The organism is Aureibaculum flavum (assembly GCF_016406085.1).
Taxonomy (GTDB): domain Bacteria; phylum Bacteroidota; class Bacteroidia; order Flavobacteriales; family Flavobacteriaceae; genus Aureibaculum; species Aureibaculum flavum.
In genome coordinates this window covers 24,021-38,262 of the sequence record NZ_JAEHFJ010000015.1, presented here as the reverse complement: position 1 = coordinate 38,262, position 14,242 = coordinate 24,021, and the positions used below count along the sequence as shown (strand labels likewise).

The 14,242-nt window shown below is 32.1% G+C and carries 18 protein-coding genes and 1 tRNA gene; 15 read left to right on the top strand and 4 right to left on the bottom strand.

Annotated features, from left to right (window positions below; genetic code table 11):
* The first annotated feature begins 226 nt into the window (after positions 1 to 226).
* The gene (locus tag JBL43_RS19335) at positions 227 to 445 is read left to right on the top strand and encodes a PID-CTERM protein-sorting domain-containing protein (RefSeq protein WP_198843004.1); all 219 of its coding nucleotides are present in this window, start codon (positions 227 to 229) and stop codon (positions 443 to 445) included.
* On the opposite strand, the gene JBL43_RS19330 is transcribed toward JBL43_RS19335, so the two are convergent.
* Positions 442 to 1,035 carry a riboflavin synthase gene (locus JBL43_RS19330; protein WP_198843003.1) on the bottom strand — a complete coding sequence of 198 codons (594 nt, stop codon included), beginning with the start codon at positions 1,033 to 1,035 and terminating at the stop codon, positions 442 to 444. The genes JBL43_RS19335 and JBL43_RS19330 overlap by 4 nt on opposite strands.
* Before the next feature lie 152 nt (positions 1,036 to 1,187).
* On the opposite strand from JBL43_RS19330, the gene pdxA reads away from it, so the two are divergent.
* The 7 genes from pdxA to JBL43_RS19295 all read left to right on the top strand — a co-directional run bounded on the left by pdxA (position 1,188) and on the right by JBL43_RS19295 (position 6,750).
* Positions 1,188 to 2,225: a 4-hydroxythreonine-4-phosphate dehydrogenase PdxA gene (gene pdxA / locus JBL43_RS19325; protein ID WP_198843002.1), complete on the top strand. Its 1,038-nt coding sequence runs from the start codon at positions 1,188 to 1,190 to the stop codon at positions 2,223 to 2,225.
* Positions 2,226 to 2,365: 140 nt separating this feature from the next.
* The gene (locus JBL43_RS19320; RefSeq protein ID WP_198843001.1) at positions 2,366 to 2,902 is read left to right on the top strand and encodes a YceD family protein; all 537 of its coding nucleotides are present in this window, start codon (positions 2,366 to 2,368) and stop codon (positions 2,900 to 2,902) included.
* A 1-nt stretch (position 2,903) separates the two neighbouring features.
* Entirely contained in the window at positions 2,904 to 3,098 is a 195-nt protein-coding gene (gene rpmF / locus JBL43_RS19315; RefSeq protein ID WP_198843000.1) for a 50S ribosomal protein L32, read from the top strand.
* A gap of 158 nt (positions 3,099 to 3,256) precedes the next feature.
* Positions 3,257 to 4,258: a beta-ketoacyl-ACP synthase III gene (locus tag JBL43_RS19310; protein WP_198842999.1), complete on the top strand. Its 1,002-nt coding sequence runs from the start codon at positions 3,257 to 3,259 to the stop codon at positions 4,256 to 4,258.
* A gap of 18 nt (positions 4,259 to 4,276) precedes the next feature.
* The gene (accB, locus tag JBL43_RS19305) at positions 4,277 to 4,750 is read left to right on the top strand and encodes an acetyl-CoA carboxylase biotin carboxyl carrier protein (protein WP_198842998.1); all 474 of its coding nucleotides are present in this window, start codon (positions 4,277 to 4,279) and stop codon (positions 4,748 to 4,750) included.
* 86 nt (positions 4,751 to 4,836) lie between these two features.
* A complete protein-coding gene (accC, locus tag JBL43_RS19300) occupies positions 4,837 to 6,180 on the top strand; it encodes an acetyl-CoA carboxylase biotin carboxylase subunit (RefSeq protein WP_198842997.1) in 1,344 nt (447 codons plus the stop codon).
* Between the two features lie 105 nt (positions 6,181 to 6,285).
* On the top strand, positions 6,286 to 6,750 hold the full coding sequence (locus JBL43_RS19295) for an Lrp/AsnC ligand binding domain-containing protein (protein WP_138948120.1): 465 nt from the start codon (positions 6,286 to 6,288) through the stop codon (positions 6,748 to 6,750).
* 83 nt (positions 6,751 to 6,833) lie between these two features.
* Here JBL43_RS19295 and JBL43_RS19290 read toward each other — a convergent pair whose 3' ends face one another.
* A complete protein-coding gene (locus JBL43_RS19290) occupies positions 6,834 to 7,538 on the bottom strand; it encodes a zinc metallopeptidase (protein WP_198842996.1) in 705 nt (234 codons plus the stop codon).
* Positions 7,539 to 7,746: 208 nt separating this feature from the next.
* On the opposite strand from JBL43_RS19290, the gene JBL43_RS19285 reads away from it, so the two are divergent.
* The 7 genes from JBL43_RS19285 to JBL43_RS19255 all read left to right on the top strand — a co-directional run bounded on the left by JBL43_RS19285 (position 7,747) and on the right by JBL43_RS19255 (position 12,157).
* Positions 7,747 to 8,778, top strand: coding sequence for an asparaginase (locus tag JBL43_RS19285; RefSeq protein WP_198842995.1), 1,032 nt, complete (start codon positions 7,747 to 7,749; stop codon positions 8,776 to 8,778).
* Positions 8,779 to 8,856: 78 nt separating this feature from the next.
* Positions 8,857 to 8,943: transfer RNA gene (locus tag JBL43_RS19280), tRNA-Ser, on the top strand.
* 75 nt (positions 8,944 to 9,018) lie between these two features.
* Positions 9,019 to 9,768 carry a MotA/TolQ/ExbB proton channel family protein gene (locus tag JBL43_RS19275; protein ID WP_198842994.1) on the top strand — a complete coding sequence of 250 codons (750 nt, stop codon included), beginning with the start codon at positions 9,019 to 9,021 and terminating at the stop codon, positions 9,766 to 9,768.
* Positions 9,769 to 9,774: 6 nt separating this feature from the next.
* The gene (locus JBL43_RS19270; RefSeq protein WP_198842993.1) at positions 9,775 to 10,260 is read left to right on the top strand and encodes a hypothetical protein; all 486 of its coding nucleotides are present in this window, start codon (positions 9,775 to 9,777) and stop codon (positions 10,258 to 10,260) included.
* Between the two features lie 7 nt (positions 10,261 to 10,267).
* The gene (locus tag JBL43_RS19265) at positions 10,268 to 10,858 is read left to right on the top strand and encodes an ExbD/TolR family protein (RefSeq protein WP_198842992.1); all 591 of its coding nucleotides are present in this window, start codon (positions 10,268 to 10,270) and stop codon (positions 10,856 to 10,858) included.
* A gap of 7 nt (positions 10,859 to 10,865) precedes the next feature.
* On the top strand, positions 10,866 to 11,333 hold the full coding sequence (locus JBL43_RS19260) for an ExbD/TolR family protein (protein ID WP_198842991.1): 468 nt from the start codon (positions 10,866 to 10,868) through the stop codon (positions 11,331 to 11,333).
* 134 nt (positions 11,334 to 11,467) lie between these two features.
* The gene (locus tag JBL43_RS19255; RefSeq protein ID WP_198842990.1) at positions 11,468 to 12,157 is read left to right on the top strand and encodes a porin family protein; all 690 of its coding nucleotides are present in this window, start codon (positions 11,468 to 11,470) and stop codon (positions 12,155 to 12,157) included.
* Between the two features lie 11 nt (positions 12,158 to 12,168).
* Here JBL43_RS19255 and JBL43_RS19250 read toward each other — a convergent pair whose 3' ends face one another.
* Positions 12,169 to 12,786 carry a hypothetical protein gene (locus JBL43_RS19250; protein ID WP_198842989.1) on the bottom strand — a complete coding sequence of 206 codons (618 nt, stop codon included), beginning with the start codon at positions 12,784 to 12,786 and terminating at the stop codon, positions 12,169 to 12,171.
* Positions 12,787 to 12,795: 9 nt separating this feature from the next.
* Entirely contained in the window at positions 12,796 to 14,241 is a 1,446-nt protein-coding gene (gene rpoN, locus JBL43_RS19245) for an RNA polymerase factor sigma-54 (RefSeq protein ID WP_198842988.1), read from the bottom strand.
* Position 14,242: the final 1 nt, after the last annotated feature.

Here is a 14,242-nt window from a genome sequence, read left to right as displayed (position 1 = left end):
TCGTTATGTAGGTTCGTTGATTTGTTGAAATTATTAGTGGTCTTTTTGAAATTTAAAGTAAATTTTGCGATATCATTAATAAAAGAAGGACAAGTTTATTTGAGTTGCAATTTTAAACTCAAACATTAAAATTAAAGGCAGTTAACCGACTAATCCTAAAAAAGAATTTATATATTTGCAATTAATTAACGAGTTTTTCGTTAGTACTTGCAAAAAGGGGAAGTATATGTTAAAAAAGTATTTAGTGTTTTTATCATTTGCGTTGTTAGTTTTAACGACAACCAGTGTATTTGCTCAAGGAGGAGGACAAGGTCCACCAGCTCCCGGAGGAGGAGGTCCTGTAGATAATGGTACACCACCTGCAAACCCAATTGACGGAGGTTTAGGTCTGTTGTTAGTTGTAGGTATTGGGTACGGAGTCAAAAAGTTAAGAAAAGAAGACTAATTATTATAAGACTTCGTTAATTTAGCAACATATTTTCCTATTACATCAAATTCTAAATTTACCAAATCATTAATTTTTATTGAACTAAAGTTTGTATGCATATACGTATAAGGTATTATTGCGACACTAAACTTATTTTTATTGGAGTTTAATACGGTTAAGCTTACTCCATTAATTGTTACAGAGCCCTTCTCTATAGTAATGTTGTCTGTGCCTTCATTATACTCAAAAGTAAAAATCCAACTTCCGTTTTGTTCTTCAATAGCAAGACACTTACCTGTTTGATCCACATGACCTTGTACGATATGTCCATCAAGCCTATCTCCTAATTTCATTGCTCTTTCTAAATTGACGCTATCATTAACTTTGAGTTTGTTTAAATTTGTTTTAGTTAATGTTTCGTCTATTGCAGTGACAGTGTATGCATTATTGTTAATTTTAATCACTGTTAAGCAGACGCCGTTGTGAGCAACACTTTGGTCAATTTTCAACGCCTCTGTAATTTTACTTTTTATGGTAATATGAAGATTTGTTTTATCCTTTTTTAGTGCAATAACTTCTCCTAAAGATTCTATAATTCCTGTAAACATTTATATTAATTTTAATCAGTACTTTTGTATGCTCAAAAATACGAATTTAATTGCTGCATGAAAACGTATACTTGGCATTTAATTGAAAACACGAGCAGTAACAATCGACTTAATTAGAACTGCGTTTTAAAAGTTGGTGAAATTTAATGATAATGAAGAAAAATGAAACCATAAGAGTAGGTATTTCTGTTGGAGATATAAATGGTATTGGAATAGAAATAATATTAAAAACATTTGAAGATCCAAGGATGTTAGAATTGTGTACTCCTCTAATTTTCGCTTCCAATAAAATACTTTCAATTCATAAAAAAGAATTGAATATTCATACACAAACACATGGAGTAGATTCAGTTTCTAAATGCGTACCTAATAAAGTTAACTTAGTTAACGTTTGGAAAGAGCAAGTTGAGGTTGAGTTTGGTAAAGAAACTGCTTTAGGCGGTAAGTATGCTTTAGTCTCATTGCAAGCGGCAACAAATGCATTAAAGCAAAATGACATTGATGTATTGGTGACTGCTCCTATTAATAAACATAACATTCAATCTGAAGATTTTAAATTTAGTGGACATACTGAATATTTAGAGGCAAATTTGGAAGGTGAAAGTTTAATGATTTTAATGACCGATGAGTTAAAAATAGGACTCATAACTGGGCATATACCGATACAGAAGGTTGCGGAGACTATTACGCCAGAACTAATTGAATGTAAAGTTAATTTAATGTACAACGCACTTGTACAGGATTTTAAAATAAGTAAACCTAAAATTGCGGTGTTAGGGTTGAATCCTCATTGTGGTGATAATGGTGTTATCGGTGAAGAAGATGATACCGTTATAAGGCCAACTTTAGAAAAATTACAGGCTGATGATAAGCTAATTTATGGTCCGTATTCTGCTGATAGTTTTTTTGGGTCAGGTGCTTATAAAAAATTTGACGGTATTTTGGCCATGTATCATGATCAAGGTTTGGCACCTTTTAAGACATTATCTTTTGGTAATGGTGTTAATTTTACAGCAGGATTGAGTAAGATTAGAACTTCGCCCGATCATGGAACGGCCTTTGAAATTGCAGGAAAAGGTGAAGCTAGCAATAATTCATTTAAGGAAGCATTATATACTGCAATGGATGTGTTTAAGAACAGATCGGAGTATAATGAGCTAACTAAAAATAAATTACGTACAAGAAAATAATAATTGTAAAATTTTTATTACATTTGCACGCTCATTTTTGATGGAAGTTATGAAACGAGCATGTTCTAAATTTTATCATCAATGGGTAATGATTAATAGCGAACTGCATGTGACCATTGAAAAACAATAGATATGAACGCATGAAAAAGAAAATGTTTGTTATTCCTTTTAAAGGATTGAAAGAAGCCAATCATAAGTTTGAGTTTCAAATAAATAAGGAGTTCTTTGAGTTTTATCAATATGATGATGTTTGTGATGCTGATATTTTAGTGCAATTAGATTTTAATAAAAAAAGCACTTTAATTGAGCTTAGTTTTAATGCGAAGGGTGTTGTTGAGGTTGTTTGTGATTTAACCAATGAGTTATTTGAACAACCAATAAAAGCGAAGTTAGATTTAGTTGTTACATTTGGCGAAGAATTTAATGATGATGATATTGATATTTTAATATTGCCTCATGAAGCTTATGAAGTTGATGTTTCGCAATATATTTATGAAATGATTATATTGGCAATTCCGTCAAAAAAAGTTCATCCAGGAGTAAAAGATGGAAGTTTAACGTCGGAAATATTAGATAAGTTAGAAGAGTTAAAACCAAAAGAAATAATAATTAATAAAGAAGGTTCTGATCCTAGATGGGATAAATTAAAAGGACTGATAACCGATAAAAAAGTATAAAATGGCACATCCTAAAAGAAAAATTTCTAAGCAAAGAAGAGATAAGAGAAGAACACATTATAAAGCGACTACTCCTCAAATAGCGAAAGACCCAACAACAGGTGAAGCACATTTATTTCATAGAGCTCATTGGCACGAAGGTAAATTATATTACCGCGGTCAAATAGTAATTGATAGTGAAGAAGCTGTTGCATAGTAAAAAAAATTAAGCACAAAAAACCCTCTTTTTTGAGGGTTTTTTTATGTTTATTCGTCAAAAAGAACGAAAACTACGCTAATTTTGATAAAAAGCGAAATAAATTTCATTACATTTGAAAACTGTTTTATCAAAAAAATACCTACTAAAACAAACATATGACTAAAATTACTGCTGCGATTACAGCTGTTGGAAAATATGTTCCTGATCATGTACTAACAAATAAAATGTTAGAAAGCATGGTTGAGACGAATGATGAATGGATAACTACACGTACAGGAATAAAGGAACGTAGGATATTAAAAGAACCAGGAAAAGGGACGTCATTTTTGGCTATAAGAGCGGCTCAAGATTTAATTGCAAAGTCAAATATAGATCCAAAAGAGATTGATTTAGTAATTGTAGGGACGGCAACACCAGATATGCAGGCGGCATCTACAGCAGCTTTTGTAGCTTCAGAAATTGGAGCAACAGAGGCTTTTTCATTTGATCTAGAATCGGCTTGTTCAAGTTTTCTATATGGAATGTCTACAGCATCAAGTTACATTGAAGCCGGTAGGTATAAAAAAGTGTTACTTATAGGTGCAGACATGAACTCTTCAATGATTGATTATACAGACAGAATTACTTGTATTATTTTTGGTGATGGGGCAGGGGCCGCATTATTTGAACCTAATACAGAAGGTTTAGGTTTGCAAGATGAATATTTACGAAGCGACGGTAGTGGTAGAGAGTTTTTAAATGTTGCAGCAGGTGGTTCTATTTTACCAGCTTCAGAAGAAACAGTTAAAAATGGACAACACTATGTGCGTCAAGAAGGGAGAACTGTATTTAAATTTGCAGTATCGAACATGGCTGACGTTAGTGAAAAGATTTTAGAAAGAAATAATTTAACTAAGGAGGATGTTACTTGGTTAGCACCACATCAAGCAAATAATAGAATTATTGAAGCAACGGCCAATAGAATTGGATTGGACATGGATAAAGTAATGGTTAATATTCATAAGTATGGGAATACAACTTCTGCTACATTACCATTGTTGCTAGCTGATTACGAAGACCAACTCCGTAAAGGAGATAATATAATTTTTGCTGCATTTGGAGGTGGTTTCACATGGGGAGCTATCTATTTAAAATGGGCATACAACTCAAATAACTAACTATAAAATCTAAATAAAATGGATTTAAAAGACATACAAAACTTAATTAAGTTTGTTGCTAAATCGGGTGCAAACGAGGTTAAACTTGAAATGGAAGATGTTAAAATAACCATTAAAACAGGTGCTGAAAAAACAGAAACAACTATCGTTCATCAGGCACCAACTGCACCTGTGCAACTAGCTCAAGCACCTGCACAAGACATCTCAGCTGTTCCAGTTCAACCTGCGGCAGCGGTAAGTGAAGATGACAAATATTTAACTATAAAATCTCCTATCATTGGTACTTTTTATAGAAGACCTTCTCCAGATAAGCCAATTTTTGTTGAAGTTGGTAGCACTATTAATGAAGGTGACACGGTTTGTATTATAGAAGCCATGAAACTTTTTAACGAAATTGAATCTGAAATTTCAGGTAAAATTGTTAAAATATTAGTAGATGATTCATCTCCAGTAGAATTTGATCAACCATTATTTTTAGTTGATCCATCATAACCAATTGAAAATTCCAATCAATAAAATCCTGAACCCAATTATTTGGAATTTGGTGCTTGGAAATTGAATTTTTAAAACGAAAAGTTATGTTTAAAAAAATACTTATAGCAAATAGAGGAGAGATTGCACTGCGAATTATACGTACTTGCAAGGAGATGGGCATTAAAACGGTAGCTGTATATTCAACTGCAGATGCTGAAAGTCTTCATGTAAGGTTTGCAGATGAGGCCGTTTGTATCGGTCCACCTGCGAGTAGCGAGTCTTATCTTAAAATGTCAAATATAATGGCAGCAGCAGAAATTACTAATGCTGACGCCATACACCCAGGTTACGGATTTTTATCTGAAAATTCTAAATTTTCTAAAATGTGTGCAGAGCACGATATTAAATTTATCGGAGCTTCACCTGAAATGATAGACAGAATGGGTGATAAAGCATCTGCCAAAGCTACAATGAAAGAGGCTGGTGTGCCATGTGTTCCTGGTAGTGATGGTATTATTGAAGACTTTGAATCATGTCAAAAAATAGCAATAGAGACAGGTTATCCTGTGATGCTTAAAGCAACTGCGGGAGGTGGTGGAAAAGGAATGCGAGCTGTTTGGAAAGAAGAAGAGTTGAAAAAAGGATGGGATGATGCGAGACAAGAAGCTAAAGCTTCTTTTGGTAATGACGGAATGTACATGGAGAAACTTATTGAAGAACCACGCCATATAGAAATTCAGATTGTTGGTGATTCTTATGGTAAAGCTTGTCATTTGTCAGAAAGAGATTGTTCAATTCAACGTCGTCATCAAAAATTAACAGAAGAAACTCCTTCACCTTTTATGACCAAGCCTTTGCGAAAAAAAATGGGTGAGGCTGCAGTTAATGCCGCCGAATTTATTAAATACGAGGGTGCAGGTACCATAGAATTTTTGGTAGATAAGCATAGAAATTTCTATTTTATGGAAATGAACACCAGAATTCAAGTTGAACATCCAATAACTGAACAAGTTATAGATTTTGACCTTATTCAAGAGCAAATTTTAGTTGCCGCTGGTGTACCAATTTCAGGTAAAAATTATATGCCGAAATTGCATTCAATAGAATGTAGAATCAACGCTGAAGATCCGTTTAATGATTTTAGACCTTCTCCAGGTAGAATTACAACATTGCATTCGCCAGGAGGACATGGAGTTAGGCTTGATACGCATGTATATGCAGATTATGTAATACCACCTTATTACGATTCAATGATTGCGAAGTTAATTACTACTGCTCAAACGAGGGAAGAGGCAATTAACAAAATGAAAAGAGCATTAGATGAATTCGTGATTGAAGGTATTAAGACTACAATACCTTTTCACAGACAATTAATGGATCATCCAGATTATTTAGCAGGTAATTATACCACTAAGTTTATGGAAGACTTTAAGATGATAGAAAAATAGATTTTTTCACAAATACAAATCCCGATTTAATTATCGGGATTTTTTTTGCTTAATTTTTATGTCTACAAATGATTTTACTTACTTTTGATTGAAAATTATAGCGAAATGAAGGAAAAGGACTTACATATAGATGGAATAGATAAGATTATTCTTAAAAATTTAATGGAAGATGCTAGAGCTCCTATATTAAGTATAGCCAGAGAAGTTGGTATTTCCGGAGCTGCAATTCATCAAAGGTTGAGGAAGTTAGAAAAATCAGGATTAATTGTTGGGTCAAAATTTGTTATTAATCCGAAAGTCCTTGGTTATAAAACCCTCGCATTTGTTGGTATTTTCTTAGATGCTGCCAGTACATATAAAGAAGCCCTCAAGAGATTAAAGGAGATTGATGAGGTTGTTGAAAGTCATTATACAACTGGTAATTATGCTATTTTTGCAAAAGTTTTATGTAAAGACAATGAGCATTTAATGGAGGTGTTGAACAAACAAATACAGGGAATAAAAGGAGTTTCTAGAACTGAAACTTTTATTTCACTTGATCAGCAAATTGAAAGGCAGTTAAAAATATAGCTTTCGTATTTGTCAAACATCAATAAAAAAAGGTAATTTTTCATTTGATGAAAAATTACCTTTTTTTTATTTATAATACCTAGTTAGTCCCTATTTCCTAAAATTTGTAGTCCCCAATATAAAAGCATTGCCAAAGAGCCTAATGCTGCAACTAAATATGTTCTAGCGGCCCACTTTAACGCATCTTCAGATCCTTTGTATTCTTCTTGACTTAACATGTTTTTATTCTTAAGCCATGCCAAAGCACGGTTACTAGCGTCATATTCAACGGGAAGCGTAATAAAACTAAAAATAGTTCCTAAGGCCATAAACGCTAAGCCTGCAACAGCGATATAAAATCCAATACCGCCTGCGGCACCACTTGTTGCGGCACCTAATATGATACCACCAATAACCATATATTGTGAAAATTTTGAGGTAATATTAACAGCTGGTACTAATTTAGATCTCATCGTTAACCATTGGTAAGCTTGAGCGTGTTGTACTGCATGTCCTACCTCGTGTGCTGCAACAGCAGCAGCAGCAGCGTTACGCTGGTTATACACACCTTCACTTAAATTTACAGTTTTCTTTGCAGGGTTGTAGTGGTCAGTAAGCATACCGGGTGTTGAAATGACTTCAACATCTCTAATTCCATGATCTGCTAACATTTTTGTTGCTATTTCTGCACCACTCATACCATTTCTGAGTTGTACTTTTGAGTAATATTTAAATTTACTTTTAAGCTTGTTGCTTATCAACCAACTCACTAGAGAAATTGCACCTATTAATATATAAAATCCTATCATAATTGTTTATTCGTTTAATTTAAAGACTTATTTTTGTTTAAAGTCATAATACCTATTTTACTTGATCCCTGTTACTGGGATTAATATTGCATAAAAATATACAATATTAGTAATATGTATATCATAAAGTATTCCAATTTCTTAATTTATCTAAAATAAGTTAATTTTAAGAAGAAATAAGTATAAAATTAATATTGAAGATGACAATATGACAAATAAGCCGGAGATATTATTAATATATACTGGAGGTACCATAGGAATGGTCAAAGATTATGAGTCAAATGCTTTAAAGGCATTTGATTTTAATCATCTCTTTGAAAAAATTCCTGAGTTAAAGCAATTGAATTGCAATGTCGAAAGTGTTTCTTTTGAAGAGCCAATGGATTCTTCAAATATGAATACGCATTATTGGGCTGACATTCTTGAAATAATTGAAGAGTATTATCATAAAAAAGATGGTTTTGTAGTACTGACTGGTTCAGATACAATGTCGTATACATCATCTGCCATAAGTTTTATGATAGAAAACCTTTCAAAACCTGTAATTTTTACAGGTTCGCAGTTGCCCATTGGTGATTTACGTACTGATGCTAAAGAAAATTTAATCACAGCGATTCAAATTGCCTCAGCTAAAAATAACGATAATGAACCTTTAGTTACAGAAGTAGGGTTGTATTTTGAATATAAATTATATAGAGCAAACAGAACAACTAAAATAAATGCAGAGCAATTTGAAGCTTTCGCATCCGCTAATTATCCGCCAATCGGTGAAAGTGGCGTGCATTTGAAGTTTGAAAATCATCTATTACTAAAGTCAGATAAGAATAAAAAGACCTTATTTAGAAAAAAGCTCGTCGATGATATTGTTATTTTAAAATTGTTTCCTGGTATTACCAAAGAAGTTGTAAGGGCTATTTTAGAGATTCAAAGTTTAAAAGGGGTTGTATTAGAAACTTATGGGTCCGGTAATGCACCAACAAATGTGTGGTTTTTAGACCTGTTAAAAAATGCAATTGATAAAGGAATTCATATTATAGATGTCACACAATGTGTAGGAGGTAGCGTGATTTTAGGTCAATATGATACAAGTGTTAAATTAAAGCAATTAAATTTAATTAACGGAAAGGACATCACAACCGAATCAGCAATTGCCAAATTAATGTATCTTTTGGGTGAAAATATAGCAACAGAAAGCTTTAGAAGTGTATTTGAGACCTCTTTAAGGGGAGAAATGAGTTAAATTATAGCTAAATAATTTTTTCACTTAAAAAAAAAATGTTTTATTTGACATCCACAAAAAAAAATAATTACCTTTGATGGAGAGGTGGCCGAGTGGTTTAAGGCGTACGCTTGGAAAGCGTATTTATGAGAAATTGTAACAAGGGTTCGAATCCCTTTCTCTCCGCAAAAAATGTTGTGGATAATAAAAAAAATTTATATCTTTAACCCGTTAACTAAATTAATAATTAAGAATCAAACAATGAAAAAACTACTTACTATCCTTGCAATCACAGGATTATTATTTCTAGGTACAGTACAAAGCAGTCATGCATTAACAACTGTTCAAACTGAGCAAGCAGATGAAGCTGCTGCAGAGAGTAAAACATTTCACCAAATTTTAAAGCAACGCTTTATTGAAGGTGGACCTTTCTTTATGGGAATTGTACTAATTACCTTAATTTTAGGATTAGCAATTGCAATTGAAAGAATTATATATTTAAATCTTGCTAGTACTAATACAAAAAAATTGGTAAGCAATATAGATGAAGCATTATCTTCTGGTGGTGTTGAAGCTGCAAAAGAAGTTTGTAGAAATACAAAAGGGCCTGTTGCCTCAATATTTTATCAAGGTTTAGATAGAATGGATGAAGGTGTTGACCAAGCTGAAAAGGCAGTTGTAAGTTATGGTGGAGTTCAAATGGGATTATTAGAGAAAAATATTTCTTGGTTATCTTTATTTATTGCCTTAGCTCCGATGCTAGGTTTTATGGGTACTGTAATTGGTATGATTGGTGCATTTGACGCGATTGCGGCTGCTAATGATATTTCTCCAGGTGTTGTTGCAACTGGTATTAAAGTAGCACTTTTAACAACTGTATTTGGTCTTATTGTAGCCATTATCTTACAGATTTTTTATAATTATATTATTTCTAAAGTAGATAGTATAGTAAATAGTATGGAAGATGCTTCAATTTCTTTAATAGATTTATTAATAAGACATAAAAAATAATTAATCATGGATAAATCAAAAATAGTAACTATCATTGCTGCTGTTTTAGGGTTAATTGGTGTATTTTTCTTAGTCAGAATTATTATGGCAGGAGATGAAGCAATTGAAACTGATGCAGCCCTACAGGGTAGTATAGTAGATCCGATGATAACTTTTTCAACACTTTTACTTTATGCTGCCGCAATTATAACTCTTGTGTTTTCAGTAGTAAATTTGGTTAAACATCCGGAATCTTTAAAAAAGACTCTTATTACCTTTGGTATTTTTGTTGGTCTGTTTCTAATAGCTTATTTTACAGCTGGAGACGACTTAGCTACAAACGCTCAAGGTAAGGCAGTTGAAATTAAAGATATGTCAGATAAAATTTTAACAGGAGATGCAGCTCATGCCCTTACAAAAAAAGTTACAGGTTTAATTAACTTTACTGGTATTTTAGGGTTAATTGGTTTGCTTACAATTGGATGGGGATTTGTTAAATCATTAGGTAAATAAATATATTATGGCAAGAAGAGACACACCTGAAATTAATGCAGGATCTATGGCAGATATTGCATTCTTGTTATTAATATTCTTTTTGGTAACAACCACGATGGATACCGATATTGGTATATCGCGTAAATTACCAGAAAAGCAAGATCCTAATGTAGTACCACCGATACTAAAAGAAAAGAATGTATTTGAAGTTAACGTTAACCGAAATGATGAGATTTTAGTTGAAAGTGATACTTATATGCAAGTAAAAGATCTGAGAGAGGCTGCAATGAAGTTTATTGATAATGGAGGTGGTACTACTGCTGAATTGCAAGGTGCAGGTTTAACAGCTTGTACTTGGTGTGAAGGTGATAAAGATCCATCATCATCAGATCATCCAAAGAAAGCTGTAATTTCACTACAAAGTGATAGAGGTACATCATATGCAATGTATGTAGCAGTTCAAAATGAACTTGTTGGAGCATATACTGATTTAAGAAACAAGTATGCTAAAAAGAAGTTTGGACGTTCTTTTGAAGATTTAACTGGAATACAGCAAGAAGAAATAAGTAAGAATATATATCCTCAAATTATTTCTGAGGCAGAACCAACAAAATAAATAAGATATGGCTAAGTTTGGAAAGAAGAAAAAAGGAATGCCAGCTGTAAATACAGCGGCCTTACCCGATATTGTTTTTATGTTGTTATTCTTTTTTATGGTAACTACTGTAATGCGTGAAACAGAATTGAAGATTCAGAATCCTAAATTACCTTCAGCTGATCAAGTAAAAAAACTAGAAAAAAAGAGTTTGGTAAGCTATATATATGTTGGTAAGTCGAAAGACAATACGCCTGGTGATAAAATTCAGTTAAATGATCGTATATCAAATGTAGGTGATATTAAAAGTTTTATTTATGCAGAAAGAGCTCAACACTCTGAACAAGAAATACCACTTTTAACAACTTCTATTAAGGCTGACAGTAAGTCTAGTGTAGGTACTATTACTGACATTAAATTACAACTGAGAGATGTTAATGCACTTAAAATAAATTATTCTACCACAAAAGGTAGTGCAGTAGATAATATTAAATAAATAATTATTTTTTAAATAATTTGAAAAGGCAATCTGAAAAGGTTGCCTTTTGTTTTTTATATTTGTTTATTAAGTATTAAATAGTAATATAACGGCTTTATTACTTTATAAACTAATTGATTTATTTTTGTTCAATGAAAAAATGTTTTTTATTTTTATTTATGATCAGTGGTTTACTTGGAGCACAAAGTAATGTCGTGAAAAATAATGATACAATAAAAGATACACATTATTTAGAAGATCAAATCTATATAGGTCTTTCTTATATGCTTATGCATAAGTTACCAGATAGTATTTCTAGTAATGGGTTTTCTAATAGTTTAACTTTAGGTTTTATTAAAGATATACCTCTAAATGACAAAAGTAATGTAGCTTTAGGTATTGGCTTGGGTTATGGTCGGCATACTTATTACCAGAATTTAAAAATTACCAGACCCAATAATGTTTCCGTCTTTGATGTGGCAACTAATTTTAATAGTAACAAGTTTTCTATACATGCAATAGAAATGCCACTGGAGCTTCGTTGGCGTACTTCTACAATTGATAGTTATAAGTTCTATCGAATTTATTTTGGAGGGAAAATAAGTTATGCAGTTGCAACGAATGCAAAATATAAGGATGATGATAATAAAATAGTTAAGATAAACGGAATTGATGAAATTAATAAACTTCAATATGGTTTGTCACTTTCAATGGGCTATGGAACATGGAACCTAAATGTATATTACGGATTGTCAGATATATTTTCAGATGCAGCACTGCAAGAAGAAATACCTATTACAATTAGAGATTTTAGAGTTGGGTTAATTTTTTATATACTTTAGAAAAGAATTACTTAATATATATGCATCGCAAAGTATGCATAGATTATTATTTGTGATAGGAAACCAATAAAGAATCCAAGTATCACTTCAGTTAATGTATGTGCTTTTAGTTTTAACCGAGCCACTCCGACAATTCCAACCAATATAAACAAACCAATTAAAATTGGTAGTAAATTGTTTTTGTATTCATAACTAACAACTGAAATAAAGCCAATAAGACCGGCAATTGCTAATGTGTGTAAGCTCGTTTTAGTTTTAAAATAAAACAGCACATACACTACTCCTAAAGCCAAACTACAGGCAAAGAAGGAATGAGCTAAAAGATCTACAACACCAATTTTGTGTAATAACAATTTACCTAATAGAAAAGTTAAAATAGCAAAAAAGGTAATTGGAAACTTTCGTTCATCAATTGACTTTAGGTAAAAATCATCTATTAATTTTGTCTGTTTTAAAAAGAAAAGTAAAATTACCGGTAAAATATAAGTGGCGATAAATATAAGCCCTAAGATACGATAGGAGGCATCTTTAGATATATGACTAGGTATTAATATAAAATACAACAGAGCACTTGCTATTGGTATTATAATTGGGTGAAAAACAAAAGAAATTAGTTTTGAAAACTGCATCGGTCTTTATTAAATTTCTTTTCGTAATCTTGCTACCGGAATATTTAATTGTTCCCTGTATTTTGCTACTGTTCTGCGTGCTATCAAATAGCCTTTATCTTTTAATATTTTTGCTAGTTTTTCGTCGGTTAAAGGTTTTTTCTTATCCTCTTCTTTAACAACGGTATCTAGTATTTTTTTTATTTCTCTTGTAGAAACTTCTTCCCCTTGATCTGTCATCATAGATTCCGAGAAGAAATTTTTTATAAGTTTTGTCCCATAAGGGGTATCAACATATTTACTATTAGCAACTCTCGAAACAGTTGATACATCCATATGAATTGTATCGGCAATGTCCTTTAAGATCATTGGTTTTAGTTTACGTTCATCGCCTGTTAAGAAATAGGCTTCCTGCATATGCATTATAGCATTCATTGTAAGCAAAAGCGTCTGTTGACGTTGTTTTATTGCGTCAATAAACCATTTTGCCGAATCGAGTTTTTGCTTTATAAATTGAACTGCATCTTTTTGTGATTTTGATTTGTCTTTAGAAGCAGCATATCCTTTTAACATATTGTTATATTCATTAGAAATGTGCAATTCTGGAGCATTTCTTGAATTTAACGTCAAGTCTAATTGGCCTTCAATTATTCGAATTGAAAAATCAGGAACAATTTGCTCTACAATTTTATTGCTATTTGCAAAGGATCCACCAGGTTTCGGATTTAATCTTTCTATTTCATGAATTGCACCTTTTAATTCATCTTCTGTTATATCGAATTTTTGAATTAATTTTTTATAGTGCTTTTTTACAAAATGTTCGAATGCTTTTTCTAATATGGATATGGCTAAAGCTCTCTCTTTAGTGACTGATTTTCGTTTTAATTGTATGAGTAAACACTCCTCTAAACTTTGTGCTCCCACACCTGCTGGATCTAATTTTTGGACATAGCCTAACATCCGTTTTACTTCAGCAGCTTCCGTAAAAACATTTTCAGAGAATGCTAAATCGTCAACAATATCATCAATTTCTCTTCTTATATATCCACTTTCATCAATACTGCCTACTAAGAATGCCGCTATTTGATATTCTAATTCGTTTAACCTAAATGTATTTAATTGGGTGGTTAAAAATTGGTTGAATGAAGTTCCAGAAGCATAAGGGATGTTTTTTTCATCATCATCACTACTATAATTATTGCTTTGCATTTTATAATTAGGCATCTCATCATCACTCAAATATTCATCAATATTTACATCAGTTTCTATGCTTTCATTACCAGAGTCTTCATATTCATTCTGAAGATCACTATCTTCATCTTCATCTTTACCGCTATCTAATGCTGGGTTTTCTTCAATTTCTTGTTTTATTTTTTGCTCAAAAGCCTGCGTAGGCAGTTGAATCATTTTCATCAACTGTATTTGTTGAGGAGATAATTTTTGTAATAATTTATATTGAAGACTTTGTTTTAGCATT

Bases quoted from the DNA above. Each gene is read 5' to 3' on its own strand.
- JBL43_RS19295 (WP_138948120.1), top strand. From the start codon at position 6,286: ATGAAGGAAAAGGACTTACATATAGATGGAATAGATAAGATTATTCTT.
- JBL43_RS19265 (WP_198842992.1), top strand. From the start codon at position 10,268: ATGGCAAGAAGAGACACACCTGAAATTAATGCAGGATCTATGGCAGAT.
- JBL43_RS19260 (WP_198842991.1), top strand. From the start codon at position 10,866: ATGGCTAAGTTTGGAAAGAAGAAAAAAGGAATGCCAGCTGTAAATACA.
- JBL43_RS19275 (WP_198842994.1), top strand. From the start codon at position 9,019: ATGAAAAAACTACTTACTATCCTTGCAATCACAGGATTATTATTTCTA.
- pdxA (WP_198843002.1), top strand. From the start codon at position 1,188: ATGAAGAAAAATGAAACCATAAGAGTAGGTATTTCTGTTGGAGATATA.
- accB (WP_198842998.1), top strand. From the start codon at position 4,277: ATGGATTTAAAAGACATACAAAACTTAATTAAGTTTGTTGCTAAATCG.
- JBL43_RS19255 (WP_198842990.1), top strand. From the start codon at position 11,468: ATGAAAAAATGTTTTTTATTTTTATTTATGATCAGTGGTTTACTTGGA.
- rpoN (WP_198842988.1), bottom strand. From the start codon at position 14,241: ATGCTAAAACAAAGTCTTCAATATAAATTATTACAAAAATTATCTCCT.
- JBL43_RS19335 (WP_198843004.1), top strand. From the start codon at position 227: ATGTTAAAAAAGTATTTAGTGTTTTTATCATTTGCGTTGTTAGTTTTA.
- JBL43_RS19250 (WP_198842989.1), bottom strand. From the start codon at position 12,786: ATGCAGTTTTCAAAACTAATTTCTTTTGTTTTTCACCCAATTATAATA.
- JBL43_RS19285 (WP_198842995.1), top strand. From the start codon at position 7,747: ATGACAAATAAGCCGGAGATATTATTAATATATACTGGAGGTACCATA.
- JBL43_RS19290 (WP_198842996.1), bottom strand. From the start codon at position 7,538: ATGATAGGATTTTATATATTAATAGGTGCAATTTCTCTAGTGAGTTGG.
- accC (WP_198842997.1), top strand. From the start codon at position 4,837: ATGTTTAAAAAAATACTTATAGCAAATAGAGGAGAGATTGCACTGCGA.
- rpmF (WP_198843000.1), top strand. From the start codon at position 2,904: ATGGCACATCCTAAAAGAAAAATTTCTAAGCAAAGAAGAGATAAGAGA.
- JBL43_RS19320 (WP_198843001.1), top strand. From the start codon at position 2,366: ATGAAAAAGAAAATGTTTGTTATTCCTTTTAAAGGATTGAAAGAAGCC.
- JBL43_RS19330 (WP_198843003.1), bottom strand. From the start codon at position 1,035: ATGTTTACAGGAATTATAGAATCTTTAGGAGAAGTTATTGCACTAAAA.
- JBL43_RS19270 (WP_198842993.1), top strand. From the start codon at position 9,775: ATGGATAAATCAAAAATAGTAACTATCATTGCTGCTGTTTTAGGGTTA.
- JBL43_RS19310 (WP_198842999.1), top strand. From the start codon at position 3,257: ATGACTAAAATTACTGCTGCGATTACAGCTGTTGGAAAATATGTTCCT.